This window comes from Rhodococcus sp. PAE-6, from assembly GCF_025290685.1.
Classification (GTDB): Bacteria; Actinomycetota; Actinomycetes; order Mycobacteriales; family Mycobacteriaceae; genus Rhodococcus; species Rhodococcus pyridinivorans.
Genome location: NZ_JAOCLZ010000010.1, coordinates 105472 through 129963, shown reverse-complemented (window position 1 = coordinate 129963; position 24492 = coordinate 105472). Strand labels below are relative to the sequence as shown.

Genomic DNA, 24492 nt, shown 5'->3' with positions numbered 1-24492 from the left:
TCGCGCCGCTCACCGATCTCCTCCCCGGAGGTCGAGCCGAGGCGAGACCACGCCGGGCACCGTGCCCGGGGTGACCTGCCGCTGGATGTTCTCACCGCTCAGGACACCGAACGGCAGGATCAGATCCGGGGACCGCTGGTCCTCGGTGATCTGCGTGGCGACGTCGCGGCACCGGTCGATCAGCGGCTGCATCTGCCGGCCGAGCTGCTCGAAACGCTCGTCGCCGGGCACGAGATTGCCGAGATCGATGAGCTTGCACACCGCTCCCGCAGGGTCCTGCAGGTCGGGCAGCACGAGCCGCGATGCGAGCACACCTGCTTCGGCGTCGTACGAGTTGACGAGGTTGCTCACCGCGAGCGGGAGCAGCGTCAGCGAATTCACGAGTTCCTGCCGGCGGTTAGCCAGGGTCTCCGTGATCGGCACGAGTGCGTCGACGTTGTCCTTCACGGCTGCCTGGTTGTCGCGCACGAACGTCGCGACGTCGCCGAGCGTGACCGACAGCGTGTTCAGCGCCTCACCGAGGTTCTGCCGCTCCCCCGCCAGGAATCCCGACAGGTCCGAGAGCTGCGCATTGAACTGGCGCACCTGCTCGTCGTTGGCCGCGAGAGCACTGACGAACACCTGCAGGTTCTCGATCGTGCCGTAGAGGTCGTCGCGCGACTGGTCGAGCGTGCGCGCGGCGGCCGACAGGTTCTCGATGCTCTGCCCGAGGGCCTCACCGTTGCCGGCGAGGTTCTCCGCACCGACTTCGACGAAGTCGGTCAGCGCGCCCTCGCGGTTCGCGCCGTCGGGACCGAGCGCGCGGGAGAGCTCGTCGATGCTCGCGTAGAGCTCGTCGACCTCCACAGGGGTGGCGGTGCGCTCGCGGTCGATCACCGCACCGCTGCTCATCGTGTCGCCACCGGTGTAGGCAGGGGTGAGCTGCACGTAACGGTCGGCGACGACCGACGGGGTGATCTGCACGGCGCGGGCGTCGGCCGGGATGTCGACGCCGCGGTTCACCCGCAGCCCGACCTTCACGAGGTCGCCCTGCGGTTCGACGGACGTCACCTTCCCCACCTCGACGCCCAGCACCCGGACGTCGGAGCCCTCGTAGATGCCCACGGCCTTGTCGAAATAGGCAGTGATCTCGGTGGTGCCCAGCCGGGTGAACATCCACCACCCCGCTCCGGCCAGGGCCACCACGCCCGCGACGACGGCTGCGAGCAGCGCGATGCGCCCGCGATTGCTGCGGGACTCGCCGTTCTCGGCGTGTGCCATCAGTTGCCCCCTTCCAGGCGGCGACCGGGCTCGCGGTAACCGGGGATCTCCGGTAGGCCCGGCGGGGTCAGGTTCACGACGACCTGGTCGAACCACCGGCCGTTGCCGACGACGTTGGTGTAGACACGCACGAACGGCTCGTACAGCTCCATGGCCCGATCGAGGTTGTCGTTGTTTTCCTGGAGGACGTCGACGACGCCGCGCAACTGTTGCAGGGCGGGACCGATGGTCTCGCGGTTCTCCTCGACGAGCCCGGAGAGCTCGGCCGACAACCGCTTGGTGCCATCGAGCAACTGGGAGATCGCCTCCTGCCGATTGTTCAGTTCCGCGACGAGCAGCGCACCGTCGGAGAGCAACCGGTTGAACTCGGCGTTGCGGTCGGCGAGCACCTTCGAGACATTGCCGGTCGCGTCGAGGAGCTTCTTCAGCTCCTGGTCACGACTCGCGACGGTCTCGGACAGGCGGCTGATGCCGTCGAGCGAGGCCCGGATGTCGTCGGGTGTCTCCGAGAACGCCTCCGACAGGGTCTGGAAGCCGGTCGCGAGCTGCTCGGAATCGATCTCGCCGAGGGTCGTGGCCGCCGACGAGAACGCTTCGATCACGTCGTACGGCGCGACCGTCCGGTCGAGCGGGATCCGGTCGTCCGGGTCGAGCACCTCCGTACCCCGCGGCTCGAGTGCCAGATACTTCTGTCCGAGGATCGTCTTGATCTGGATGGAGGCCGCCGTGTCGTTCCCGACCCATGCGTCCTGGACCTTGAACGAGACGATCACGCGGTCGCCCTCGAGGTCGACTCCGGTGACCTTGCCGACCTTCACGCCGGCGATACGCACCTCGTTGGTGGGTTTGAGACCCGCGGCCTCGCTGAATTCGGCCTCGTAGGTCGCGCCCGCCCCGATAATGGGCAGTTCGTCGAGGAAAAAGGCGGACAGTGTCCCCAGCAGCACCACGACGATGCCCAGGGCACCGGCGGCGGCCGGACTGCGACGTTTGCTCATCGTCCCTGCAACTCCTGCATCCCCTCTTGCGAGCAACGCTTCGCCGCATTCGTGTAGATGGGTTGGTTCACGGTGGGCAGCCCCGTCGGCAGATTCAGATACGGGACCGAACCGGGACCTGCGATGATGTCGATACCGCACAGGTAGTACTGGAACCACGAACCGGAGCTGGCCACGCGCCCGAGCTTGTCGAGCTTGACCGGCAACGTCTCGAGGACGCGGTCGACCTCGTCGCGGTTCGCGTTGAGATTCGAAGTGACCTGTTCGAGCGCCGTGATCGACTGTGCGATCGACGGGCGGGTGGGCTCGAGGACGTCGGAGACCGCGTCGGTCAGCCCCGCCATCGACGCCACGGCCGAACCGACGGTCGCCCGGTCGGCCGACAACCCGCTGACGAGTGCCTGCGTGTTGACCAGCAGCGAATCGAGCTGCTCGTCGCGCTGGTCGATCGTGGCCAGGACGGTGTTGAGGTTGTCGATCACCGCACCGATCACGCGGTCCTTGTCGGCGATGGTGTTGGTCAGCGACGCGGTGCTGCGCACCAGATCGTCGATCGTTCCGGCCTCACCCTGGAAGACCTGGATGATCTGGAACGAGAGCTTGTTGACGTCGTCGGCGCTCAGCGTCTGGAACAACGGCCGGAAGCCGTCGAAGAGCGTCGTGAGGTTCACCGCCGGCTTCGTACGCTCGATCGGGATCGTATCGCCGCCCGTGATCTTCTCGCCCTGCGCGCCCTCACCCTGACCGAGCGCGATGTAACGCTGGCCGACGAGATTGCGGAACCGGATGGTCGCGGTGGCACCGGCCGGGAGCCAGTCGCGCTCCTCGAGCGAGAAGGTGACCCGCGCCTGCCGTTCGTCGAAGACCGAGATCTCCTCGACCTGCCCCACGCGGACACCCGCGATGCGGATGTCGTCGCCCTTGTTGAGTGAGGTGACGTCGGAAAAGATCGCGTGGAACTTCGTTCCTCCCCCACCGCCGACATTGGCGATGGTCGCGGCGAGGACACCGGTCGCGAGGACGGTGACCACGGCGAACACGATGAGTTTGATCAGGGGTGCTGCGAGACCTCTCACTGGAAGCTCACCTCCGTACCGCGGATCGCCGGAGCGCCGAGCCGGGTGGTCCAGGACGGGACCTCCTCGGGGTCGACACCGGTGGCCTGTCCGTAGATGACGTCGAGCGTGTCCTGTTCCAGACGCGAGCCGGCGTACGAGACGGGAGTCGCGCCGCCGTCCGAGGTGCCGATGATCTCACCGACGTCGTCGGGGACGCCGGATCCTGCCGGGGCAGGGAAGAAATCGATGGTCTCGGGGCCGGGATTACGCGACGGCACCTGGTACGAACCGTCGTTGATCGAACCGCCCGGATACTGCGGGAAGTTGCGGCCGGGCGCGGTCACGTCGTCGTAGCAGGCCGGTCCGCGATCGTCGAGCAGACGCGGTTCGTCCTGGTTCGGCAGGTAGCGGCCCTTCGGGTTCGTGAACTGGATGTTCGCGCGCACACCCGGGAACGGATCGTCGGCCGCGAGCAGATCGACGGCGGCCGGCTTCGCGTCGGCGAATCCCTCGAAGGTGCACGGGAAGGACGGCGAGTAACGGGCGAGCAGCTGCAGCGCCTCCTTCGAATCGGCGGACAGCGTGATGATCGAGTTCGAGTTCTGCTCGATGAAATCGGCCGTCTGCGACGACGCTCCCGTCGCGCTCGCAAGCAGCGTGCGGATCTGGTTCTGCTGTTCGACGACCGTGCCACCCGTCGTGCGCAGGTTGTTCAGTGCCTCGACGAGATCCGGTGCGGCCTCGGAGTAGGTCTGCGAGAAATCGGCGAGTCCGCGCAGATCCTCCTGCAGTGTGGGCAGTTCGCCGTTCACCTCGCGGAAGATCTGTTCGAGGTCGTCGACCGTCTGTCCCAGCTTCTCGCCGCGTCCGCTCAGTCCCTGGGCCAGGGCGCCGAGCGTGTTGGCGAGGTCCTGCGGCGGGACGGCCTCGAGGAGCGGGAGCAGCCCGTCGAGCACGTCGCCGAGTTCGACGGTGCGCTCGCTCGTGTCCTGCACCAGCACATCGCCGTTCGTGACGGGACGCCCCGGATCGTCGGGGATGATCAGCGAGACGTAGCGCTCACCGAAGAGGGTCTTCGGCAGCAGCTGTGCGGTGGCGTTGACCGGGATCAGTTCGGCCTTGTCGGGGTCGAGCGCAAGATGCGCGGTGACGTCGCCGCCTTCCGCGCTCGTTCCGCGGACCTCGCCGACGAGCACACCGCGTGCCTTGACGTCGGCGTTGAGCGGCAGGGCGTTGCCGATGCTGTCGGTGCGGAGGTCGACCTTCACGACCTTCGTGAACGTCTTGTTGTACATCGCGATCGTGACGTACAGGAACAGCGCCAGCACCACGAAGAAGATCAATCCCAGGGTGCGGCGACGCAAGGGCGAAGTGGTCGTGTCGCTCATCCGGCCACCCTCACCGTGGTCGTCGTGCCCCAGATCGCGAGGCTGAGGAAGAAGTCGAGGATCGCGATCGTCACGATCGCGGTACGTACCGCGCGGCCCACGGCCACCCCGACGCCGGCGGGACCGCCGCTGGCGTGGAAACCGTAGTAGCAGTGGATGAGGATGACCACGAACGCGAAGACCAGCACTTTCGCGAACGAATACAACACATCCTCCGGTGGGAGGAACAGATAGAAGTAGTGGTCGTACGAGCCGCTCGACTGGCCGTTGAACAGCGTGCTGATCGTGCGGGTCGCGAGATAGGCCGCGAGGAGACCGATGATGTACAGCGGGATCACGGCGACGAAGCCGGCGATCATCCGGGAGGTCACCAGGAACGGCAGCGACGGCACGGCCATCACCTCGAGGGCGTCGATCTCCTCGCTGATCCTCATGGCACCGAGCTGTGCCGTGAAGCCGCAGCCCACGGTCGCCGACAACGCGAGCGCCGCGACGATCGGGGCCAGTTCACGGGTGTTGACGTAGGCCGAGAGGAAGCCGGTGAGCACCGACGAGCCGAGCTGCTCGAGCGCGGCGTAACCCTGCAGACCCACGACGACGCCGGTGAAGCCGGACATCATCGCGATGACGCCGATGGTGCCACCGATCACGGCGAGTGCACCGCTGCCGAAGGTGACCTCGGCGAGCAACCGCAGGACTTCCTTGCGGTAGTGGGTGAGGGTTCGCGGGGTCCACGCGACGGCGCGCGCGTAGAAGGACATCTGGTCCCCCGCGCGGTCGAGCACGTTCAGCGGTGCGCGCACCGCTCGGCGACCCCGGAGAAGAACGAGATCTCCGCGGCCTCTGGAGACTGTCATCTGGTCAGGATCCCTTCGCAGGAACGATCTGCAGGTACACCATCGTCAGGATCAGGTTCGCGAAGAAGAGAAGCAGGAACGTGATGACGACAGTCTGGTTCACGGCCTCCCCCACGCCCTTCGGGCCTGCACCGGGGTGCAGCCCCTTGTAGGACGCGACGACGCCGGCGATCAACCCGAAGATCGCAGCCTTGAGTTCGGCGACGTAGAGGTCGGGTAGCTGCGCCAGGGCGGAGAAGGAGGCGAGGTAGGCGCCGGGGGTACCGCCCTGCAGCACCACGTTGAAGAAGTAGCCGCCGGCGATGCCGATCACGGAGACGAGACCGTTGAGCAGGAGCGCGACGAGCACCATCGCCAGTACTCGCGGGACGACGAGGCGCTGGATGGGATTGATGCCCAGCACCTCCATCGCGTCGATCTCCTCGCGGATCGTCCGCGATCCGAGGTCGGCGGTGACCGCGGAGCCGGCGGCACCGGCGATCAGCAGAGCCGTCACGATCGGACTGCCCTGCTGGATGACCGCCAGGACGCTCGCGGCACCGGTGAACGATTCGGCGCCGAGCTGCTTGATCAGCGAGCCGGTCTGCAGCGACACGACGGCGCCGAACGGGATCGCGACGAGCGCCGTCGGAAGAATCGTGACACTGGCGATGAACCACGCCTGTTCGATGAATTCCCGGAACTGGAACGGTCGGCGGAAGGTGTTCCGCACGACGTCGACGAACAGTTCGACGATGTTGCCGGCCTGGGTGAGTGCGCCGTGAACCGGCCGCACGAGCGAGCTGCCCGCCCCCATCTACTCTCCTACTTCTCCAGCCTGCGGCTGTACCACTGCTGACGCTGTACCACTGCTGCGGCTGGTGCTACTGCTGGGCCTGCTGCTCGTATCTCTCTCCGGTATAGGCGGGAATGATCTGGGTGTCGTCGTCGGCATAGCCCCGGGCTGTGTGGGGCGCGCCGTTGTGATCGAGCGACTCGAGGATGGCGCTCTGGGCGGCTGGGGGCAGGTTGTGCAGGATCGACCGCACCCGCTCCTGCCGACGCGCCACCGCCTGCCGCTCCGGCATCCCCGGAGTCGCCTGCATCTGCGGCACGATCCCCTCGACGTCGTCCACACCACCGGCATGATGACCCGCCTCGACGAGCGCCTGCTCGTGCGCCATCGTCGCCTCGTCCTTCTCCTCCGACATCCCGATCGGACCGATCATCGTGCCGTTGAGGAACTGCTTGACCACCGGCTCATCCGAAGTCAGCAACACCTCACGCGGACCGAACATCACCAACTGCCGGCGGAACAACATCCCGATGTTGTCCGGCACCGTGCGCGCCAGATTGATGTTGTGCGACACGATCAGGATCGTCGCATCGATCTCCGCATTGATATCGATCAACGTCTGCGAAATATAGGTCGTGCGCACCGGATCGAGACCCGAATCCGGCTCGTCCACCAGAATGATCTCCGGATCCAACACCAACGCCCGCGCCAGACCGGCGCGCTTCCGCATCCCCCCGGAGATCTCCCCGGGCAACTTGTCCTCGGCGCCGAGCAGACCGACGAGCTCGAGCTTGCTCATCACGATCTGCCGGATCTCCGACTCGGACTTGCGGGTGTGCTCACGCAACGGGAAGGCGACATTGTCGTAGAGGTTCATCGACCCGAACAACGCACCGTCCTGGAACAGCACCCCGAACAACTTGCGGATCTCGTAGAGCTCCTTGGAGGAGCACTGCAGGATGTCGGTGCCGTCGATGACGATCGAGCCCTCCTCCGGGCGCAGCAGACCGATCAACGACTTGAGGAACACCGACTTACCGGTACCCGACGGCCCGAGCAACGCGGACACCTCACCGGCCGGCAACGTCAACGTCACGTCCTGCCAGATACGTTGCGAGCCGAAGGACTTGGTCAGTCCCTCGACGGAAACCTCGACTCCCACGATCACCCTCCGCTGTCCGATACCGTCGCCCCCGTGTGGGTTGGGCCACTCTATCGCATGGATAGTGGTACCTGTGACACGCGATCCTACTCATGAGTAAGGACGTTGTACAAGGGGGTGCGCGTATCTCGACTTACGCCGTGACCTGCATGAACACGGCGTAGATGTCGATTTCTGCCGATAACGGACATATCACTCGACATTCATGCCCGAAATGCAGAAGGGCCGTTTCCGCGAAATGAATTCGCGGAAACGGCCCTGTGCGGAACCGTTCCGGAGAGCGTCGGAACGCTCGACGGAAAGTTCGGAAACCGTCCTACTTGACGGTGACCTTGGCGCCGGCCTCTTCGAGCTTGGCCTTGGCAGCGTCGGCAGCATCCTTGGCGACCTTCTCGAGGATCGGCTTCGGAGCACCCTCGACGAGGTCCTTGGCTTCCTTCAGGCCCAGGCCGGAGACGATCTCGCGAACGACCTTGATGACCTGGATCTTCTTCTCGCCGGCACCCTCGAGGATGACGTCGAACTCGTCCTGCTCGGACTCGGCCTCGGCAGCAGCGGCCGGAGCACCGGCGGCAGCGACGGCAACCGGAGCAGCAGCGGTGACCTCGAAGGTCTCCTCGAATGCCTTGACGAACTCCGAGAGCTCGAGCAGGGTCAGTTCCTTGAACGCGTCGAGCAGCTCTTCGGTGGTGAGCTTCGCCATGGTGGCGGTCCTTCCTGATAAGTCCCATGTCGCTGATCCGCGACCGGATGGGATGGTGCGTGCCGGAGCACGCGTGGATGTATCTTTCGCGGTGATGCAGATTCGCAGTGATGCGGATCAGCGTCAGGCGGCTTCTTCGCCCGCCTTCTTCTCCTGCAGAGCGGCCGCGAGGCGGGCCACCTGCGAAGCGGGGGCGTTGAACAGGCCTGCGGCCTTTGCCAAGTTGCCCTTCATCGCGCCGGCGAGCTTGGCCAACAGCACCTCGCGGGACTCGAGGTCCGCGATCTGGTTGACCTGCTCCACGGACAGCGCAGCGCCGTCCATGTAGCCGCCCTTGATGACGAGAGCCTTGTTGTCCTTCGCGAAGTTCTTCAGAGCCTTCGCAGCATCCACCGCTTCGCCCTTGACGAACGCGATGGCGGTCGGACCGACGAACAGATCGTCGAGACCCTCGACGCCCGCCTCAGCGGCGGCACGCTTGACCAGGGTGTTCTTGGCGACGGAGTAGGTGGCACCCTCTCCGAGAGCGCGACGCAGCTCGGTCAGACTTCCCACCGACAGACCACGATATTCCGTGATCACGGCAGCGGTGGAGGTCTTGAACTGCTCGGTGATCTCCGCAACTGCGGAAACCTTCTCGGGCTTTGCCATACTTCGCCTCCTCTCAGTAACAGTCGTTTTCCCGGTGTCCCGAGTGGGACGCCCCACCGGACGACCGCCGGGACCGGAAAACGACGAACGCCCCGGCGCAGGGCACACGGGGCATACAAGGAGGAGGAACTCGAATGCAACCCGAAGGCACATCGCGGTTCGTATCTCCCCTAACCTCGTCCTCCTGCGTGGGCCGCCGGACAACTCCGGACCTTCAACCGATCCGCACGCGGATTCGGTGACCAACGGTCTTGGGTAGAACATGATCGGGGTGAAGATCGGCGCACGCCGAACTACCCCACCACTGTAGCGGACGATGTGCACGAGATGCAAAACGGCCGGCACAGCGATGCTGTACCGGCCGCTTCAGGACGCACATCCACTGCGTGCAGTGCGAATTACTCCGCGGTCTCGAGGAGGTTGCGGGTGCGCTGCGGATCCACCGGGATGCCCGGGCCGGTGGTCGTAGCGATCGTGACCTTCTTGATGTAGCGGCCCTTCGCGCTGGACGGCTTGGCGCGGAGCACCTCATCCAGAGCAGCAGCGTAGTTCTCGACCAGCTTGGTCTCGTCGAACGAGGCCTTGCCGATCACGAAGTGCAGGTTGGCGTTCTTGTCGACGCGGAAGCTGATCTTGCCACCCTTGATGTCGGTGACGGCCTTCGCGACGTCCGGGGTGACCGTGCCCGTCTTCGGGTTCGGCATCAGACCACGGGGACCGAGGACGCGGGCGATACGACCGACCTTCGCCATCTGGTCGGGGGTCGCGATCGCGGCGTCGAAGTCCAGCCAGCCGCCCTGGATGCGCTCGATCAGATCCTCGGCGCCCACGACGTCGGCACCTGCGGCCTCGGCCTCGGCAGCCTTCTCGCCCACCGCGAAGACGATGACGCGAGCGGTCTTACCCGTGCCGTGCGGCAGGTTGACCGTGCCGCGCACCATCTGGTCCGCCTTGCGGGGATCCACACCGAGTCGCATGGCGACCTCGACGGTGGCGTCGTAGTTCTTCGAGCTGGTCTCCTTCGCGAGCTTCGCAGCTGCGAGGGGGCTGTACAGGTTGTCCGAGTCGATCTTCTCGGCCGCGGCGAGGTATGCCTTGCTGCGCTTTGCCATGTTCTTTCCTAACTTCTCACCGGCAGGTGAATGGTTCGGGCGTGGTAGCGGGCCTGGCCGGCCCTCCCACGAGTGCTATGCAAGCCCGGGGACGGAGCCCCGGAACAGCGAGGGGCTCAGCCCTCGACCGTGATGCCCATCGACCGAGCGGTGCCGGCGATGATCTTCGCGGCAGCCTCGATGTCGTTGGCGTTCAGGTCTTCCTGCTTGGTCTTGGCGATCTCGCGCACCTGATCCATGGTCACCTTGGCGACCTTGGTCTTGTGCGGCTCGCCGGAGCCCTTCTGCACGCCTGCGGCCTTGAGCAGGAGCTTCGCGGCCGGCGGAGTCTTCAGCTTGAAGTCGAACGAACGGTCCTCGTAGACCGTGATCTCGACCGGCACGACGTTGCCACGCTGCGACTCGGTCGCCGCGTTGTACGCCTTGCAGAACTCCATGATGTTGACGCCGTGCTGACCCAGCGCGGGGCCGACCGGCGGAGCCGGGTTGGCCTGGCCGGCCTGGATCTGGAGCTTGATGAGCCCGGCGATCTTCTTCTTCTTGGGGGGCATCTCTATTCCTAGTTTCGTGCTCGGTGTGGTTCTTGCGTACTGCTACTGCAAGCTTGTGCGCGCCGGATGCCGGCGCCGTCGGATCCTGGGGATCGTCAGATCTTCGACACCTGGTTGAACGACAACTCCACGGGAGTCTCACGGCCGAAGATCGACACCAGGACCTTGAGCTTCTGCTGCTCGGCGTTGACCTCGCTGATGGAGGCGGGCAGCGTCGCGAACGGGCCGTCCATCACGGTGACCGACTCGCCGACCTCGAAGTCCACCTCGATGGCGGGCTTCGCGGCGGCGGCGGGAGCCTGCTCGCCTGCGGTCGAAGCACCGGCCGCCGGCTTCTTCTTCGCCTGCTGCGGGAGGAGGAACTTCACGACCTCCTTGATCGTCAGCGGCGACGGACGCGACGTGGCTCCGACGAAGCCGGTCACGCCGGGGGTGTTCCGGACGGCGCCCCACGACTCGTCGTTGAGTTCCATCCGGACGAGGATGTAGCCGGGCAGGACCTTGCGGTTGACCTGCTTGCGCTGACCGTTCTTGATCTCGGTGACCTCTTCGGTCGGCACCTCGACCTGGAAGATGTACTCGGTGAGGTCGAGGTTCTGGACGCGGGTCTCGAGGTTGGTCTTGACCTTGTTCTCGTAGCCGGCGTAGGAGTGCACGACGTACCAGTCGCCGGGCTCGCGCCGCAGTTGCTTCTCGAGGGCCTCGGCCGGGTCGACCTCGTCCTCTTCGGCGGCGGCGTCGTCGGTGCCCTCCGCTGCGTCGGAGACCTCGACATCGGTCTCGGCATCGGTGCCGGACTCGACAGCAGCGTCGGACTCGGAGACCTCGGTGTCCGCATCCGCCGACTCGGCCGTCACGTCGTCAACCAAGGCCTCGTCCGAAACGTGCTCCTCGGCCGAAGCCTCGTACGAGTCGTTCTCGGGGGTGCTCACCGGGCACTTTCCTCTCGTCGATCACATTTTTCGTCTCGCGCGGACAGGCGCTAACCGAACAACCAGCTGACGCCCTGTACGAACGCCAGATCCAATCCGAAGATGAACGCCGTCATGACGGTCACGAACGCAAGGACCACGAGCGTGTAGGTGGTCAACTGCTTGCGGTTGGGCCAGATCACCTTGCGGAGCTCGGCGATGACCTCACGGAAGAAGCGCACGAGTCGCTTGAAGATGTTCTCGGACTTCGCGGCGGGACGATCGCTCACGGCCGTGGCCGAACGCGACGTCTTCTTCATGGACACCGCACTCGTCGTGGATGCCGAGGGATCGGCTGCACCACGACGGGTGGCCCGCTTGCCGGTCGGCCGAGCAGCCGCGGAAGAACCGTCGGGGGTCGCGCCGGTAGCCGTTCCAGCGTCGCCGGGAATGTTCCCTGCGGTGCCGCTGTGGCGCTGACCGCGCTCCTCGCTCACATCGTTCCTCTCGGTCGCTGGCAGTCCGGGGGCAGGGGCGACAGGACTTGAACCTGCAACCTGCGGTTTTGGAGACCGCTGCTCTGCCAATTGAGCTACGCCCCTCTGGTCGGACATCCACACTCGTACGAAGCGAGTGTCCGGAACCGACCCATCTGCGACCACATGACACGCGCGCTACCCCGTCGGGCCGTTACGGCCTTCGTAGAGCAGCGCGCTGCTATGCGATCCCAGAAGCCTAAGTGTACTGCATTGCCCCGGGACAAACCCAATCCGCTCGGCCGTCAGGCCAAACGGACCGTTGCCGTGGCGCGACCGAAGATCTTACGACCGTCGGACTTCGCCACGATAGCGACCACTGCTGTCTTGCTCTCCGCGTCCACCGACTTGATCTTGCCGGTGAACTCGATCTCGGCGGCCTCGTCGGCCTCCACGTATACCGGACTGGTGAACCGAACATTGTATTCGGTCACCGCGCCGGGGTCTCCCAGCCACTCCGTGACGAAGCCGGCCGCGATGCCCATCGAGAGCATGCCGTGCCCGACGACGTCGCGCAAGCCGGCCAGTTCGGCCACCTTGTCGCTCCAGTGGATCGGGTTGGGATCACCCGACACACCTGCATAGTTGACCAGATTTCCGCGCGTGAGCGTGACGACCTTCGACGGAAGCTCGTCCCCTACCGCGACATCCGCGAAACTACGGAGTGTCACTGTGCATCACCACATCCTTGACCGCGTGCGCGATGTTGTCGTCGACCTCGCCACCGGAACGGGCGACGAGCGTCGTCCAGGAGGTGAGCACGAGATTGTCGTACTGATCCGTGATCACGTTCTTGGTGGTGATGATGTCGCTGCCGGCAGCTTGCCGGAAATCGTCGAGGTAGACGTCGCAGAACAGCCTGTCGCCGGCCTGGATCGGGCGGTGGTAGACCATCCGCTGGTCGGTCTGCATGATCTGGCTCAGGTCGTAGCCGGTGACGACCTCTTCGAACAGCTTGCGCTGCGCGATCATGCCGACGATCGAGACGAAGGTCAGCGGCGCGATCACTCCGTCATATCCCAGCCCCCGGGCTGCGTCGTCGTCGTGATGGGCCGGATGCGAATCGCGCACGGCACGGGCGTACTCGCGGATCTTCTCGCGACCGACCTCGTAGTAGTCGCCCACCCGGTAGTGGTGACCGACCATGGACTTGGCGTGCGCGGCGGCATCGAACGGGATCCCGGCCTGTTCGGTCGCGTCCACCGATTCCTGGTTCTCGAGTATGTTCGTCATACGCAAAACCTCCGCAATTCCGACGACGCCAACTGGCACGGTCGGTATTGCGGAGACCTTATGCGTCGACGTCGTTGCGACCGGCTACTTGGACTCGCGGTGCGACTGGTGCGTACCGCAGTTCGGGCAGAACTTCTTCAGCTCGAGCCGGTCGGGGTCGTTGCGACGGTTCTTCTTCGTGATGTAGTTGCGGTGCTTGCACACCTCGCAGGCCAAGGTGATCTTCGGCCGAACGTCAGTAGAGGAGGCCACGGGATGCCTTCTTTCGCGTCAATCCGATCAGTATCGATCAGGGTGGATCAATGAACTTTTGGTAGCGGTGACCGGACTTGAACCGGCGACGCAACGATTATGAGTCGTTTGCTCTACCAACTGAGCTACACCGCCTCGGTGCCGAGTGTCGCTACGAAGGCGGCACCTCAATCCAGCGAGCCCCCTGACGGAATCGAACCGTCGACCTTTTCCTTACCATGGAAACGCTCTGCCGACTGAGCTAAGGGGGCGTGGCCTCCGGAGCATCTCTGCTCGCTGCGGCCTCCAAAAGATTACACACACTCGGTCCTGGTGCAAAATCCGCTGGTGGAGGCGCATAAACGCCGCTCCTCTCCGAGCTCTGCCCACCCGCACCCACCCGTGCCCACACATACGCGCGCGGCGGGCCGGCGGGAGGCATCGGGCGCGAGGCGGAACGGCACCGCGTGCCGAGCCGCCCGGAACCTCGGGGAGAGCAGGACCCACACTCCGGATCCCGCACCGAAGGGCCCCGGAATGCAGAACAGCCCCGGTTCCGAAGAACCGGGGCTGTTCCGGTGGCAGGTGTAGGATTCGAACCTACGTAGGCGTAAGCCGACGGATTTACAGTCCGCTCCCATTGGCCGCTCGGGCAACCTGCCGGGGTGCGATCGGGACCGCGTCCTCGATGCGTTTGGAAGAATACAACGCATACCCCCCCGAAACGCAAACCGAGTGGTCACAGCTCCGCGCGACCCGATAGCGTCGGGTGGACAGAACCCTTACAGACCGACCCCGAAGTGGAGTGAGACGTGGCTGATTCGTCGTTCGATGTGGTGAGCAAGGTCGACCGCCAGGAAGTGGACAACGCGCTGAACCAGGCGGCGAAGGAGATCGCCAACCGCTTCGATTTCCGGAACACCGGGGCGCACATCGAGTGGTCGGGCGACGAGGCCATCACGATCTCGGCCGAGACCGAGGACCGCGCGCTCGCCGCGCTCGAGGTCTTCAAGGAGAAGCTGATCCGCCGCGACCTGTCCCTCAAGTCCTTCGACGCCGGCGAGCCGACGCAGTCCGGCAAGGTCTACAAGATCACCGGCACGCTGGTGCAGGGCATCAGCCAGGAGAATGCCAAGAAGATCTCCAAGCTCATCCGTGACGAGGGCCCGAAGGGCGTCAAGGCGCAGATCCAGGGCGAGGAGCTGCGCGTGAGCAGCAAGAAGCGCGACGACCTGCAGGCCGTCATCTCGCTGCTCAAGAACGCCGACCTCGACATCGCCCTGCAGTTCGTCAACTACCGCTAGTACGTCGACCGCTGCCGACGACGCCCTCTCCTACGACTCCGCCCGCGACCGTCGTCGCGGGCGGAGTCGTCCGGGATGTCGTCTGTGGGGTGCCGTCCGGTCAGCGGATCCCGGCCATGCGCTCGAGCCGTTCGATGCGGTCGGCCATCGGCGGGTGCGTCGAGAACAGCCGGCTCATCTTGTCGCCCGCCCGGAACGGGTTGGCGATCATCAGGTGCGACTGGGCCGCGAGTTTCGGTTCGGGTGGCAGCGGCGCGGCCTGCGTGCCGAGAGCGAGCTTGCGCAGCGCCGACGCGAGGGCCAGCGGGTCGCCGGTGAGCTCGGCACCGGACTGGTCGGCCTGGTACTCGCGCGACCTCGACACAGCGAGTTTGACGACCGACGCCGCGATGGGGCCGAGCAGGGAAACCAGCAGCAGCGCCAGTGGGTTCGCGCCACCCTCCCGGTTGCCGAAGGCCGAGGCGAAGAACGCGAAGTTCGCCAGGCCCGAGATGACGGCAGCCATCGCGCCGGCGACCGACGAGATGAGGATGTCGCGGTTGTAGACGTGGGCGAGTTCGTGGCCGAGCACCGCGCGCAGTTCCCGTTCGTTCAGGATCTCCAGGATGCCCGTCGTGCAGCACACGGCGGCGTTTCGCGGGTTACGACCCGTGGCGAACGCGTTGGGAGCGTTGGTGGGGCTGATGTAGAGCCGCGGCATGGGCTGGTGCGCCGCGGTCGCCAGTTCGCGAACGATCCGGTACATCGCCGGTGCCTGCACCTCGGTGACCGGCTGGGCGTGCATCGCCCGCAGGGCGAGCTTGTCGCTGTTGAAGTACGCGTAGCCGTTCATGCCGACGGCGAGCACGATCGATATCAGCAGGATCGTCGAATTGCCGAACAACGCTCCGACGAACACGATCAGCGCGGACATTCCGATCAACAGACCGGCCGTCTTGAGACGGTTCGAGTATCCGTGCACGTCGCACCCCTTCCGCACCACGATTTCCCACTCATTCGTCCAACGAACGAGCGAACGGCGCGGTTCCCGCCCCGACCGGGGCGGGACGACACGACGGTCCGTCAGCCGACGCGGGCGACGGTGAAGTCCACGAGGCGACGCAGCGCCTCGTTCGCCGACCCCTGCGGCAGGGCATCGAGTTCGGCGTGAGCGCGGGCGGCGTAGGTCGCGAGAGTTGCCTTCGCCGCATCCATCCCCGGCGAGCGGACGAGCAGTTCGAGCGCCTCCGCGACGTGTGCTTCGTCCTCGATGGGACCGACTAGCAGTTCACGCAGACGATCCGCCTCCGGTCCGGTCTCCCGCAGCGCGTAGAGCACCGGCAGGGTGTACACACCCTCGCGGAGATCGGTTCCGGGGGTCTTGCCCGACTCCGTGGTGTCGGACGCGATGTCGATGATGTCGTCGACGATCTGGAAAGCGGTGCCGACGGCGTCGCCGAGCCGTTCGAGACGCTCTACATGTTCCGGATCGGCGCCCGAGAACGTACCGCCGAAGCGACCGCTGGCGGCGATCAGCGAACCGGTCTTCTCCCAGATCACCCGCAGGTAGTGCTCGACCGGGTCGTCGTTGGTACGCACACCGATGGTTTCGCGCATCTGACCGGTGACCAGCTCGGCGAACGTCTCCGCGATGATCTGCACGGCCGACGGACCCAGCGTCGACACCAACCGCGAGGCGTGCGCGAACAGATAGTCGCCGGCGAGGATCGCGACGCTGTTGCCCCAGCGCACGTTGGCGCTCGGGGCGCCGCGACGCATCGTCGCCTCGTCCATCACGTCGTCGTGATAGAGCGTCGCGAGGTGCACGAGCTCGACGACGGTCGCCGCCGTCACCACGGCGGGATCGGTGGGCTTCGGCCCGAGCTGCGCGGTGAGGATAGTGAACAGCGGCCGGAACCGCTTGCCACCCGCCTTCGCAAGGTGCAGTGCGGCCTCCGTCAGGAAGTCCTCACCGTCGGACAGTTCCTCGACCAGGAGTTTCTCGACGCTCGCGAGGCCGTCCCCGACTGTCGCGGCGAGGACCGGATCGCCGAGTTCCACACCGGCCACGACGGTGCTCGGCGCCGCATCGGCCGAACCAGCGGTCCGAGCCGCCCCCTCAGTGCTCACGATGACGTACCCATCCTGTTCTGTCGCCTCGACTTCACCGTAGTGAACCTAGCCGTTCGTTCCCCGATCCACCTCGTCGAGGCGGCCGATCGCGGCCTGAGAAGATGGAGCGGTGGTGGCCGAACACTCCGCGCGAGATCCGCGGCAATCCCAGTCCTGCGTTCCCGACAGTACCGATGTTCTCGTCGTCGGTGCCGGTCCAGCCGGTTCCGCCGCCGCCGCGTGGGCTGCCCGCGCCGGTCGCGAGGTGTTGCTCGTCGATGCCGCGACCTTCCCTCGCGACAAGACCTGCGGTGACGGACTGACCCCGCGTGCCGTCGCCGAACTCGACGAACTCGGCCTCGGCGACTGGCTGCGCACCCGCACCGTCAACCGCGGTCTGCGTCTCGAGGGCTTCGGTGGCCGCTTCGAACTCCCCTGGCCCGACTCGTCGTTCCCGGTCGTGGGCAGCGCCGTGCCGCGCACCGAACTCGACGCCCGGATCCGGCAGGTCGCGCTCGACTCGGGTGCCCGCGCCGTGGACGGAACGAAGGCCGTCGACGTCGAACGCGACGGCGACCGGGTCTCGGCCGTGATCTTCCGCACCGCCGACGGACCGCGGACCGTCCGCTGCCGCACGGTGATCGTCGCCGACGGGGTGCGTTCTCCCCTCGGCAAGGTGCTCGGTCGTCGCTGGCACCGCGACACCACCTACGGCGTGGCCGCGCGGGCCTACGCCACCTCCCCGCGCAGCGACGATCCGTGGATCACCTCGCACCTCGAACTGCGCGACGACGCGGGGGCCGTCCAGCCGGGCTACGGCTGGGTGTTCCCGCTCGGCACCGGCGAAGTGAACCTGGGAGTGGGGACCCTCGCGACCGCCTCGCGACCGGCGAGCGGATCGCTGCGGCCTCTCATCGACCTCTACGCGCGGCAGCGTCGCACGGAATGGGAACTCGGTGAGGTGACGCGTGTGGCGTCGGCGCTGCTGCCCATGGGCGGAGCCGTGTCGGGGGTCGCGGGCAGGAACTGGGCGCTGATCGGCGACGCCGCGGCGTGCGTCAATCCGCTCAACGGCGAGGGCATCGACTACGGACTCGAAGGCGGTCGGTTGCTCGCCGGGCTGCTCGACTCCGACGACCTCACCGACCTGTGGCCGGCGACGCTGCGCTCCCACTACGGCCGGGCGTTCTCCACCGCGCGTCGCCTCGCGAGCCTGCTCACGATCCCGAAGTTCCTGCCGGCGACCGGCCCGATCGCGATGCGGTCGCGGACGATGATGTCGGTCGCGGTGCGGGTGATGGGCAATCTTGTCACCGACGAGGACGCCGACTTCGTGGCCCGGGTGTGGCGGACGAGCGGTCATCTCTCGATGCGCTGGGACCGTCAGCCCCTCTTCGCCTGAGAGCCGATACAGCGCCGCGCGGCTACTTGCGTACCGCGCGGTGCCGATGCGCCCGGCCACTTGCGTACCGCGCGGTGCCGATGCGCCCGGCTACTTGCGTACCGCGCGGTGCAGGGCGGTGATGCCCCCGGTGAGATTGCGCCACTTCACGTCGCTCCAGCCCGCGGCCTCGATGCGCCGGGCGAGCTGCTCTTGATCGGGCCAGGCCCGGATCGACTCGGCGAGGTAGACGTAGGCGTCGGGATTGCTGCTGACCGCCCGTGCGACCCGCGGCAACGTCCGCATCAGGTACTCCATGTAGACGGTGCGCAGCGGTTCCCGCACCGGCGTGGAGAACTCGCACACCACGAGGCGTCCACCCGGCTTGACCACCCGGGCGATCTCGCGCAGTCCCTCGTCCGGGTCGGCGACGTTGCGCAGGCCGAAGGAGATGGTCGCGGCGTCGAAGACCGCGCCGGCGAACGGCAGTCTCATCGCGTCGCCTGCGACCATCGGGACGTTGCGGAACTCACCGGCGTGCAGCATGCCCTTGGAGAAGTCGGTGGCGACGACCCACGCGCCGGACCGTCCGAGTTCGACGGTGGAGACCCCGGTGCCGGCGGCCAGGTCGAGCACCCGCTCGCCGGGCTTCAGGTCGAGAGCCGCACGGGTCGCGCGACGCCACCCGCGGTCCTGCCCGAACGACAGGACGGTGTTGGTCAGGTCGTAGCGTGCAGCGACCCCGTCGAACATGGACGCGACCTCACGCGGGTCCTTGTCGAGCGACGCGCGTGATCCGTGAGTTGTTGCCACGGCCGAAACGTTACCCGCTCCCCTAGTGGACGCCGGCGCTCACGCGGCGCGGCGGAGCGCGTGCGCGGGAAGGCCCTGCACCCGCCGGTAATGGGCGAACAACTCGTCGCACAGCACGGGCCAGGTGCGGCCGAGCACTCCACTGCGTGCCGCACCACCGAACTCGTCCCGGACCCCAGGAGCGAGCAGCGCATCGACGGCTCGGGGCAGCAATTCGACGAAGCGGTCCACCGGCAAGCGGTAACCGTTGCGGCAGTGGGCGACGAGGTCGCGTGGTCCGCCCGCGTCCGGCACGATCGCCGGGACCCCGCTCGCCAGGGCTTCCTGCACGGCCTGGCAGAAGGTCTCGTGTTCGCCGGGATGGACGAAGACGTCGAGGCTCGCGTGGGCGCGGGCCAGTTCCTCGCCCCCCAGCTGCCCGGTGAACACGGCCGACGGCAGCTGACGTTCGAGCCGCGACCGTTCGGGACCGTCGCCGACGACGACGAGTTGCAGCCGCGGGTCGTGGGCGAGGATCGCGAGCCGCTCGACGTGCTTCTCGGGCGCGAGGCGTCCCACGAAACCGACGATCGGACGGCCGTCCGGCGACCAGCAGGCGCGCAGGTCCTCGTCCCGCCGGGACGGCGCGAAGCGGTCGGTGTCGACGCCCCGCGACCAGCGCCGCACGCGCGGGATGCCGTGGGCCACGAGGTCGTCCACGGCGGAGGTCGAGGGAGCGAGGGTGAGATCGCAGCCGCGGTGCAGGCGCCGAGTCCACCGCCAGGACGCACGCGCGGCGAGGCCGAGCCCGTAGCTGGAGGCGAATCCGGCCACGTCCGTCTGATAGATCGCGACCGTCGGAATGTCGAGACGTCCCGCGGCGGCGAGACCGCCGGCACCGAGCACGAACGGGGACGCGAGGTGCACCACATCCGGCGCGAAAGTGCGCAGCACCGGAAGGAGTTCCGGGCCGGGCACGCCCACCGGGAGGGAGCTGATCCTCGGTACGCGCACCGCCGGTACGCGGTGGACGGGTGTCCCGTGATGGTCGGACGGAGCGGGTGGCCTGCCTGCGACCGTGTCGGGTGCGACGACCAACGCGTCGTGTCCGGTGCGGTCGAGGTGCTCGAGGACGCGGAGCACCGAGTTGGTGACGCCGTTGACGTTCGGGAGGAAGGATTCCGCGACGATGGCTACTCGCACGCCGACAGCGTGGCGAGCCTGCGAGTCGAGCAGGTGCGAGTTCGGTGACCGATGGACGAAGTCGCGACGAACGTTTCGTTCGTCACACCTGCAGCTGTCGATCCTTCACGTCGGGAGCGACAGCGGGTGCGGCGGTCGCCCTCCGCCGCAGCCAGATCAGCACCGGCGTGGCGATCAACCATGTGACGACGATCACCGATCCGGTCGGGATCAGGGCGACGCGGGCGTCGCGACCGGTCACACGAACGAGATCGGGATCACTCCGGGCGTACTCGACGGCGATCCGCTGCCCGGTGGTCAGCCCCGTCGGGTACAGAACGCCGAGCTCCGGATTGTGCGTCACACCGTCAGGAGTGACGAAACTCACGGCGGACCGCACGGAGCCGGCCGAGAGCACCTCCGCGACGGCCGTGCCCGTGTCGGAGCGGATGGTGAGGTCGTTGCGGAGGGCGCCGAGGAACAGGATCACCGCGAGGGCGGAGATCGCCGCCGCGACCATGAGAACCGCGCGCCGCGCGCGCTCGGGTCCGCTCACAGCTGCGCCCGCACCGCCGCGTGCAGTTCGCGCAGTCCGGCCCGATCGGTGGTGACCTCGACCACACGGATGCCCGCGGGCGGCGCCGTGTCGTTCGCGAGGGCGAGCGCGAGTCCCTGCAGATCCACCAGCTCGTGCGGGACGCGGTAGGCCGCACACAGTGCCGCGAGGTCCATACCGTGCGGGGTGCCGAAGACACGCTCGAAAACACCCGCGTACTGCGGGTCGCCCTGTTCGAGCAGTTCGAAGATTCCGCCGCCGTCGTCGTTCGCGACGACGATGGTGAGGTTCTGCGGCCGCGGCTCCGACGGCCCGATGAGCAGGCCCGACGCGTCGTGCAGGAAGGTCAGGTCGCCGAGCAGCGCGACCGTCCGTCCCTGTTCGTAGGCGAGTGCGGCACCGACGGCGGTGGAGACCGTACCGTCGATCCCGGCGACACCCCGGTTGGACAGCACCTTCACGTCGGGTTTCGGGTAGCTCACGAGCGCCGCGTCGCGCACCGGGTTCGACGCCCCGAGCAGCAGCTGGTCGCAGGGCTTCAGCGAGTCCGTCACGACCGCCGCGACGTGCAGTCCGGTGGCCTTCGGATGCCCGTCGAGCTGGGCGCGCACGGCCTTGTCGGTGTGTGCCGACAGCTGGCGGCATCGTTCGAGCCACGCCTCGTCGGGTGTTCCCGACACCACGGCGCGGGTGCCTGTCGCGATGACGTTGCCCGACACGTCGGGCCAGCGCGGGCCGGTGGTCAGCGCGTACACGGTGACGGCGGGGTCGGCGAGCAGGTTCGACACCGGCCGGTGCAGCGTGGGCCGTCCGGTGATGATCGCCTGGCGCGGCTTCAGGTGCGGCAGCGCCATCGGATGCACCGGGATGCCGTGCAACGGTGCGGTGGGTTCGGCGACGGTCGGCAGCCCGGACAATTCGGGGCGGTGGGCGGAACCGTGACCGGAGACGACGATCGTGTCGGGGGTCAGGTCGATCTCGAGCGGGACGTCGAGGGTGGCGTTCACCGTGGTGGTCCAGGCATTGCCGTCGGGGCGGCCCTCGGGCACCGGGCCCTTCGCGTCGAGCTCGGGCACGAGCGGTTCGCGCAGCGGGATGTCGAAGTGGACCGGGCCGGCGTTGCCCGATCGGGTTCCGCGGGCGGCAGCGAGAACCCGGGAGACAGCCGAACGCCACTGGCTGTTCTGCTCGATGCCTTCGGCGAGGCCGAGACTGATGGTGGCGCGCACCTGGCTGCCGAACAACCCGAGCTGTTCGACGGTCTGGTTCGCACCGGATCCGAGCAGTTCGTAGGGGCGATTGGCGCTGAGCACGACCAGCGGGACGCGGGCGTAGTTCGCCTCGAGCACGGCGGGCGCGAGGTTGGCCACGGCGGTACCGGAGGTCATGACGACCGGGACGGGACGCCCCGATGCGAGGGCCAGGCCGATCGCGAGGAATCCGGCGGTGCGCTCGTCGATACGCATGTGCAGGCGCAGACGTCCTGCGCTGTCGGCGGCCTGGAGCGCGAAGGCGAGCGGCGCGTTGCGCGAGCCCGGGCACAGCACGACGTCCCGAACACCGCCCCGGGCGAGTTCGTCGACGACAGCAGTGGCCTGGGCAGTGGACGGATTCACGGAGTCCAGGGTAATTGCGCCGGAAGTGTGGCCGGGTACAGGTGCGGTCAGAATGGAGGCCGTGCGCACAGTCTTCGATCCCGCCGAGTCGAGTCCCGGCCGCTTCTACCGCCTTCTCACCGCGACAATCGTGCCGAGACCGATCGCGTGGGTGTCCACCGAGGCCGAGGACGGTGTGTTCAATCTCGCTCCGTACAGCTTCTTCACGGTGGCGAGTACGGCCCCGCCGGTCGTGCAGTTCACCTCCGTGGGCCGGAAGGACAGTCTGCGGAACATCGAGCAGACGGGCGAGTTCGTGATCAACATCGCGACCGTGCCGTTGATGGAGAAGGTCAACGCCTCGTCGGCGGCGTTCCCGCACCACATCGACGAGTTCACCGAGGTGGGGTTGCACGCCGAGCCGAGCGAGCGGGTGCGGCCCCCGCGGGTCGCGGAGGCACCGGCCTCGATCGAGTGCCGGTTGCACCGTGTGATCGAGATCGGCGACTCGTTCGTCGTGATGGGCGACGTCCTCGCCGTGACGGTCGATCCGGAGGTGCTGGCGGAGGACGGTGCCCCCGACTTCGCCGCGCTCGGCGCGGTGAGCCGGTTGGGGCGGACCGAATGGGGACTGACGCCCGCGGTGCGGAGACTGCAGCGGCCCGGCACTCCCGGGTGACGACACAGGTTAGGCTCCGCTGAACGATCGTCGGGATGCTGCACGTCGTCAGTGGTGGCATCCCGAGCAACCTCGGAGGGCCGTATGGCGAAGAGCACCGGAACCGCACGGCGCAATCCCTATCTCAAGCCCGAGTCGCGGCGGATGGTGCGCGCGCAGGTACTCGCCGCCCAACGCATCAGCCCGACCTTCGTGCGCATCACCGTGGGCGGCGACGACGTCGACTCGATCGCACCGATGGGCTTCGACCACTGGTTCCGCATGTTCTTTCCCACCCCGGATCAGCAGGAACTGACCCTTCCCGGCGCGACCGACGACCGTTGGTGGCCCGAATACCAGGAACTGCCCGAGGAGCGGCGTCCGGTGTTGCGGAACTACACGTTCCGCCGTGTGCGACCTGCGGGCACCGGGCTGTTCGGTCCGACCTCAGAGATCGAGATCGATTTCGCGTCGCACGGCGATCTGGGTCCGGCTTCGGCGTGGGCGGAGCGGGCACAGCCCGGCGACGAGATCGGCATCCTCGACGAGGGCATCAGCAACCTGCCCCTCGACGAAGCACGGTCGTGGCTGCTCGTCGGCGACGAGAGCGCGGTGCCCGCCGTGGTCGGCATCCTCGACTCGATTCTTGCCCTCGACCCGTTCGCGGCCGTGGAGGTCTTCGTCGAGGTTCCGCACCCGGGCGATCTCAGCGCCCAGAATCTGCCGACGGGCGAGAACGTGCGGGTGCATCCGGTGATCAGGACGGATGGCGAGGCGGTTCCGGGCAGTCTCGTCGTCGACGCGGTGCGGGAGTCGACGCCCTCGTCGGATTCGGCCCACGCGTTCGTCGCGGGCGAGTCGTCGCTCGCGACCGGCGTGCGCCGCCATCTCGTGCGCGAGTGCGGCTGGGACCGTGCGGCGGTGACCTTCATCGGCTACTGGAAGTACGGGGAGCCCGTCTACTGACGGACCCCTCGAACGACCCCCTCGAACGACGAACGTCGCGGTACCGACCGGCGAACCGGTTCGGGACCGCGACGTCCGGATGTCGCTGGTGTCGGCTCAGCCGGCGTGCTTCTGGATGAGATCACCCAGGCGCGGCAGGGCCTCGACGACGTGCTTCTTGGCCGAGGGGCGCAGCGAGTCGTAGACCTTCTTGACGCCGGACTTCGACGTGCCGGCGATGCGCTCGTCGGTCACGCCGAGGAGAGCGTCGGCGACGACCTCGCCGCGGGCGACCAGGAAGTCCGCGAACGAACCGTTGCCTGCGTACTCCACCCAGAACGGCTGGAGCTTCTCGACGAATTCGGGCAGCAGACCTTCGACGGCACCCGGCACGATGCCCGGGCCGACCTTCTTCACTGCTGCGTAGCCACCCTTGAGGGCGAGACCGGACGCACCCTTCTTGTCCGACACCTCAGCATCGATCAGGGCTTCGACGTCTGCCTTGACCGCCGGGAACTTGTCGGCGCCGAGGAGGGCATCGCCCAGAGCTGCAACCACTTTC

At 67.1% G+C, this 24492-nt stretch carries 27 protein-coding genes and 4 tRNA genes; 4 read left to right on the top strand and 27 right to left on the bottom strand.

The features are described from left to right. Positions 1-9: 9 nt before the first annotated feature. The 20 genes from NVV99_RS19450 to NVV99_RS19355 form a co-directional block, all read right to left on the bottom strand. Positions 10-1260 carry an MCE family protein gene (locus tag NVV99_RS19450; protein WP_019291234.1) on the bottom strand — a complete coding sequence of 417 codons (1251 nt, stop codon included), beginning with the start codon at positions 1258-1260 and terminating at the stop codon, positions 10-12. Then, entirely contained in the window at positions 1260-2258 is a 999-nt protein-coding gene (locus NVV99_RS19445; protein ID WP_006552282.1) for an MCE family protein, read from the bottom strand. The genes NVV99_RS19450 and NVV99_RS19445 overlap by 1 nt, the downstream gene beginning before the upstream one ends. Next, positions 2255-3334, bottom strand: a complete 1080-nt coding sequence (locus tag NVV99_RS19440; protein ID WP_033096104.1) for an MCE family protein — start codon at positions 3332-3334, stop codon at positions 2255-2257. Before NVV99_RS19440 ends, NVV99_RS19445 begins: the two co-directional genes overlap by 4 nt. After that, positions 3331-4704 carry an MCE family protein gene (locus tag NVV99_RS19435; protein WP_006552284.1) on the bottom strand — a complete coding sequence of 458 codons (1374 nt, stop codon included), beginning with the start codon at positions 4702-4704 and terminating at the stop codon, positions 3331-3333. Before NVV99_RS19435 ends, NVV99_RS19440 begins: the two co-directional genes overlap by 4 nt. After that, complete coding sequence (locus NVV99_RS19430) at positions 4701-5561, bottom strand: ABC transporter permease (protein WP_024101684.1); 861 nt, start codon at positions 5559-5561, stop codon at positions 4701-4703. The genes NVV99_RS19435 and NVV99_RS19430 overlap by 4 nt, the downstream gene beginning before the upstream one ends. Positions 5562-5565: 4 nt before the next feature. Beyond that, complete coding sequence (locus tag NVV99_RS19425; RefSeq protein WP_006552286.1) at positions 5566-6357, bottom strand: ABC transporter permease; 792 nt, start codon at positions 6355-6357, stop codon at positions 5566-5568. A 67-nt stretch (positions 6358-6424) separates the two neighbouring features. Next, on the bottom strand, positions 6425-7501 hold the full coding sequence (locus NVV99_RS19420) for an ABC transporter ATP-binding protein (RefSeq protein ID WP_041803793.1): 1077 nt from the start codon (positions 7499-7501) through the stop codon (positions 6425-6427). Between the two features lie 313 nt (positions 7502-7814). Next, positions 7815-8201 (bottom strand): 50S ribosomal protein L7/L12, encoded by a 387-nt coding sequence (gene rplL, locus NVV99_RS19415; protein ID WP_024101686.1) that lies wholly within the window; start codon positions 8199-8201, stop codon positions 7815-7817. A 123-nt stretch (positions 8202-8324) separates the two neighbouring features. Further along, the gene (rplJ, locus tag NVV99_RS19410; RefSeq protein ID WP_006552288.1) at positions 8325-8852 is read right to left on the bottom strand and encodes a 50S ribosomal protein L10; all 528 of its coding nucleotides are present in this window, start codon (positions 8850-8852) and stop codon (positions 8325-8327) included. 398 nt (positions 8853-9250) lie between these two features. Continuing rightward, the gene (gene rplA / locus NVV99_RS19405) at positions 9251-9964 is read right to left on the bottom strand and encodes a 50S ribosomal protein L1 (protein WP_006552289.1); all 714 of its coding nucleotides are present in this window, start codon (positions 9962-9964) and stop codon (positions 9251-9253) included. A 116-nt stretch (positions 9965-10080) separates the two neighbouring features. Then, positions 10081-10515 carry a 50S ribosomal protein L11 gene (gene rplK, locus NVV99_RS19400; RefSeq protein ID WP_006552290.1) on the bottom strand — a complete coding sequence of 145 codons (435 nt, stop codon included), beginning with the start codon at positions 10513-10515 and terminating at the stop codon, positions 10081-10083. A gap of 95 nt (positions 10516-10610) precedes the next feature. Continuing rightward, positions 10611-11447, bottom strand: coding sequence for a transcription termination/antitermination protein NusG (gene nusG, locus NVV99_RS19395; RefSeq protein ID WP_006552291.1), 837 nt, complete (start codon positions 11445-11447; stop codon positions 10611-10613). Positions 11448-11497: 50 nt separating this feature from the next. Then, positions 11498-11923: a preprotein translocase subunit SecE gene (secE, locus tag NVV99_RS19390; protein WP_024101687.1), complete on the bottom strand. Its 426-nt coding sequence runs from the start codon at positions 11921-11923 to the stop codon at positions 11498-11500. Between the two features lie 32 nt (positions 11924-11955). Beyond that, positions 11956-12028 (bottom strand) — tRNA-Trp (locus NVV99_RS19385). Between the two features lie 179 nt (positions 12029-12207). Continuing rightward, positions 12208-12633, bottom strand: a complete 426-nt coding sequence (gene hadB / locus NVV99_RS19380) for a (3R)-hydroxyacyl-ACP dehydratase subunit HadB (RefSeq protein ID WP_024101688.1) — start codon at positions 12631-12633, stop codon at positions 12208-12210. Next, the gene (gene hadA, locus NVV99_RS19375; RefSeq protein WP_006552294.1) at positions 12620-13195 is read right to left on the bottom strand and encodes a (3R)-hydroxyacyl-ACP dehydratase subunit HadA; all 576 of its coding nucleotides are present in this window, start codon (positions 13193-13195) and stop codon (positions 12620-12622) included. Before hadA ends, hadB begins: the two co-directional genes overlap by 14 nt. An 84-nt stretch (positions 13196-13279) precedes the next feature. Next, positions 13280-13447, bottom strand: coding sequence for a 50S ribosomal protein L33 (gene rpmG / locus NVV99_RS19370; RefSeq protein ID WP_003941903.1), 168 nt, complete (start codon positions 13445-13447; stop codon positions 13280-13282). Positions 13448-13506: 59 nt separating this feature from the next. After that, positions 13507-13582, bottom strand: a tRNA-Met gene (locus NVV99_RS19365). Positions 13583-13625: 43 nt separating this feature from the next. Further along, positions 13626-13698, bottom strand: a tRNA-Thr gene (locus NVV99_RS19360). A 307-nt stretch (positions 13699-14005) separates the two neighbouring features. Continuing rightward, a tRNA-Tyr gene (locus NVV99_RS19355) sits at positions 14006-14088 on the bottom strand. Between the two features lie 150 nt (positions 14089-14238). On the opposite strand from NVV99_RS19355, the gene NVV99_RS19350 reads away from it, so the two are divergent. Next, the gene (locus tag NVV99_RS19350) at positions 14239-14730 is read left to right on the top strand and encodes a YajQ family cyclic di-GMP-binding protein (protein ID WP_006552295.1); all 492 of its coding nucleotides are present in this window, start codon (positions 14239-14241) and stop codon (positions 14728-14730) included. A 100-nt stretch (positions 14731-14830) separates the two neighbouring features. On the opposite strand, the gene htpX is transcribed toward NVV99_RS19350, so the two are convergent. Continuing rightward, on the bottom strand, positions 14831-15691 hold the full coding sequence (gene htpX / locus NVV99_RS19345; protein ID WP_024101689.1) for a zinc metalloprotease HtpX: 861 nt from the start codon (positions 15689-15691) through the stop codon (positions 14831-14833). Between the two features lie 101 nt (positions 15692-15792). After that, positions 15793-16839, bottom strand: a complete 1047-nt coding sequence (locus NVV99_RS19340; protein WP_006552298.1) for a polyprenyl synthetase family protein — start codon at positions 16837-16839, stop codon at positions 15793-15795. Between the two features lie 112 nt (positions 16840-16951). On the opposite strand from NVV99_RS19340, the gene NVV99_RS19335 reads away from it, so the two are divergent. Further along, a complete protein-coding gene (locus NVV99_RS19335) occupies positions 16952-18223 on the top strand; it encodes a geranylgeranyl reductase family protein (RefSeq protein ID WP_024101690.1) in 1272 nt (423 codons plus the stop codon). A gap of 90 nt (positions 18224-18313) precedes the next feature. On the opposite strand, the gene NVV99_RS19330 is transcribed toward NVV99_RS19335, so the two are convergent. The 4 genes from NVV99_RS19330 to menD all read right to left on the bottom strand — a co-directional run bounded on the left by NVV99_RS19330 (position 18314) and on the right by menD (position 22348). Continuing rightward, positions 18314-19015: a demethylmenaquinone methyltransferase gene (locus tag NVV99_RS19330; protein WP_024101691.1), complete on the bottom strand. Its 702-nt coding sequence runs from the start codon at positions 19013-19015 to the stop codon at positions 18314-18316. Between the two features lie 39 nt (positions 19016-19054). Next, positions 19055-20197, bottom strand: coding sequence for a glycosyltransferase family 1 protein (locus NVV99_RS19325; protein ID WP_024101692.1), 1143 nt, complete (start codon positions 20195-20197; stop codon positions 19055-19057). 82 nt (positions 20198-20279) lie between these two features. After that, positions 20280-20732 carry a DUF3592 domain-containing protein gene (locus NVV99_RS19320; protein WP_024101693.1) on the bottom strand — a complete coding sequence of 151 codons (453 nt, stop codon included), beginning with the start codon at positions 20730-20732 and terminating at the stop codon, positions 20280-20282. Further along, positions 20729-22348, bottom strand: coding sequence for a 2-succinyl-5-enolpyruvyl-6-hydroxy-3-cyclohexene-1-carboxylic-acid synthase (gene menD / locus NVV99_RS19315; RefSeq protein WP_024101694.1), 1620 nt, complete (start codon positions 22346-22348; stop codon positions 20729-20731). Before menD ends, NVV99_RS19320 begins: the two co-directional genes overlap by 4 nt. 52 nt (positions 22349-22400) lie before the next feature. Between menD and NVV99_RS19310 the strand changes: the two genes are divergently transcribed. Both NVV99_RS19310 and NVV99_RS19305 read left to right on the top strand, forming a co-directional pair. Then, on the top strand, positions 22401-23006 hold the full coding sequence (locus NVV99_RS19310; RefSeq protein WP_039585385.1) for a flavin reductase family protein: 606 nt from the start codon (positions 22401-22403) through the stop codon (positions 23004-23006). An 84-nt stretch (positions 23007-23090) separates the two neighbouring features. Further along, positions 23091-23951, top strand: coding sequence for a siderophore-interacting protein (locus NVV99_RS19305; protein ID WP_024101696.1), 861 nt, complete (start codon positions 23091-23093; stop codon positions 23949-23951). Between the two features lie 96 nt (positions 23952-24047). Here NVV99_RS19305 and NVV99_RS19300 read toward each other — a convergent pair whose 3' ends face one another. Next, complete coding sequence (locus NVV99_RS19300; protein WP_006552306.1) at positions 24048-24488, bottom strand: hypothetical protein; 441 nt, start codon at positions 24486-24488, stop codon at positions 24048-24050. Between the last annotated feature and the right edge of the window lie 4 nt (positions 24489-24492).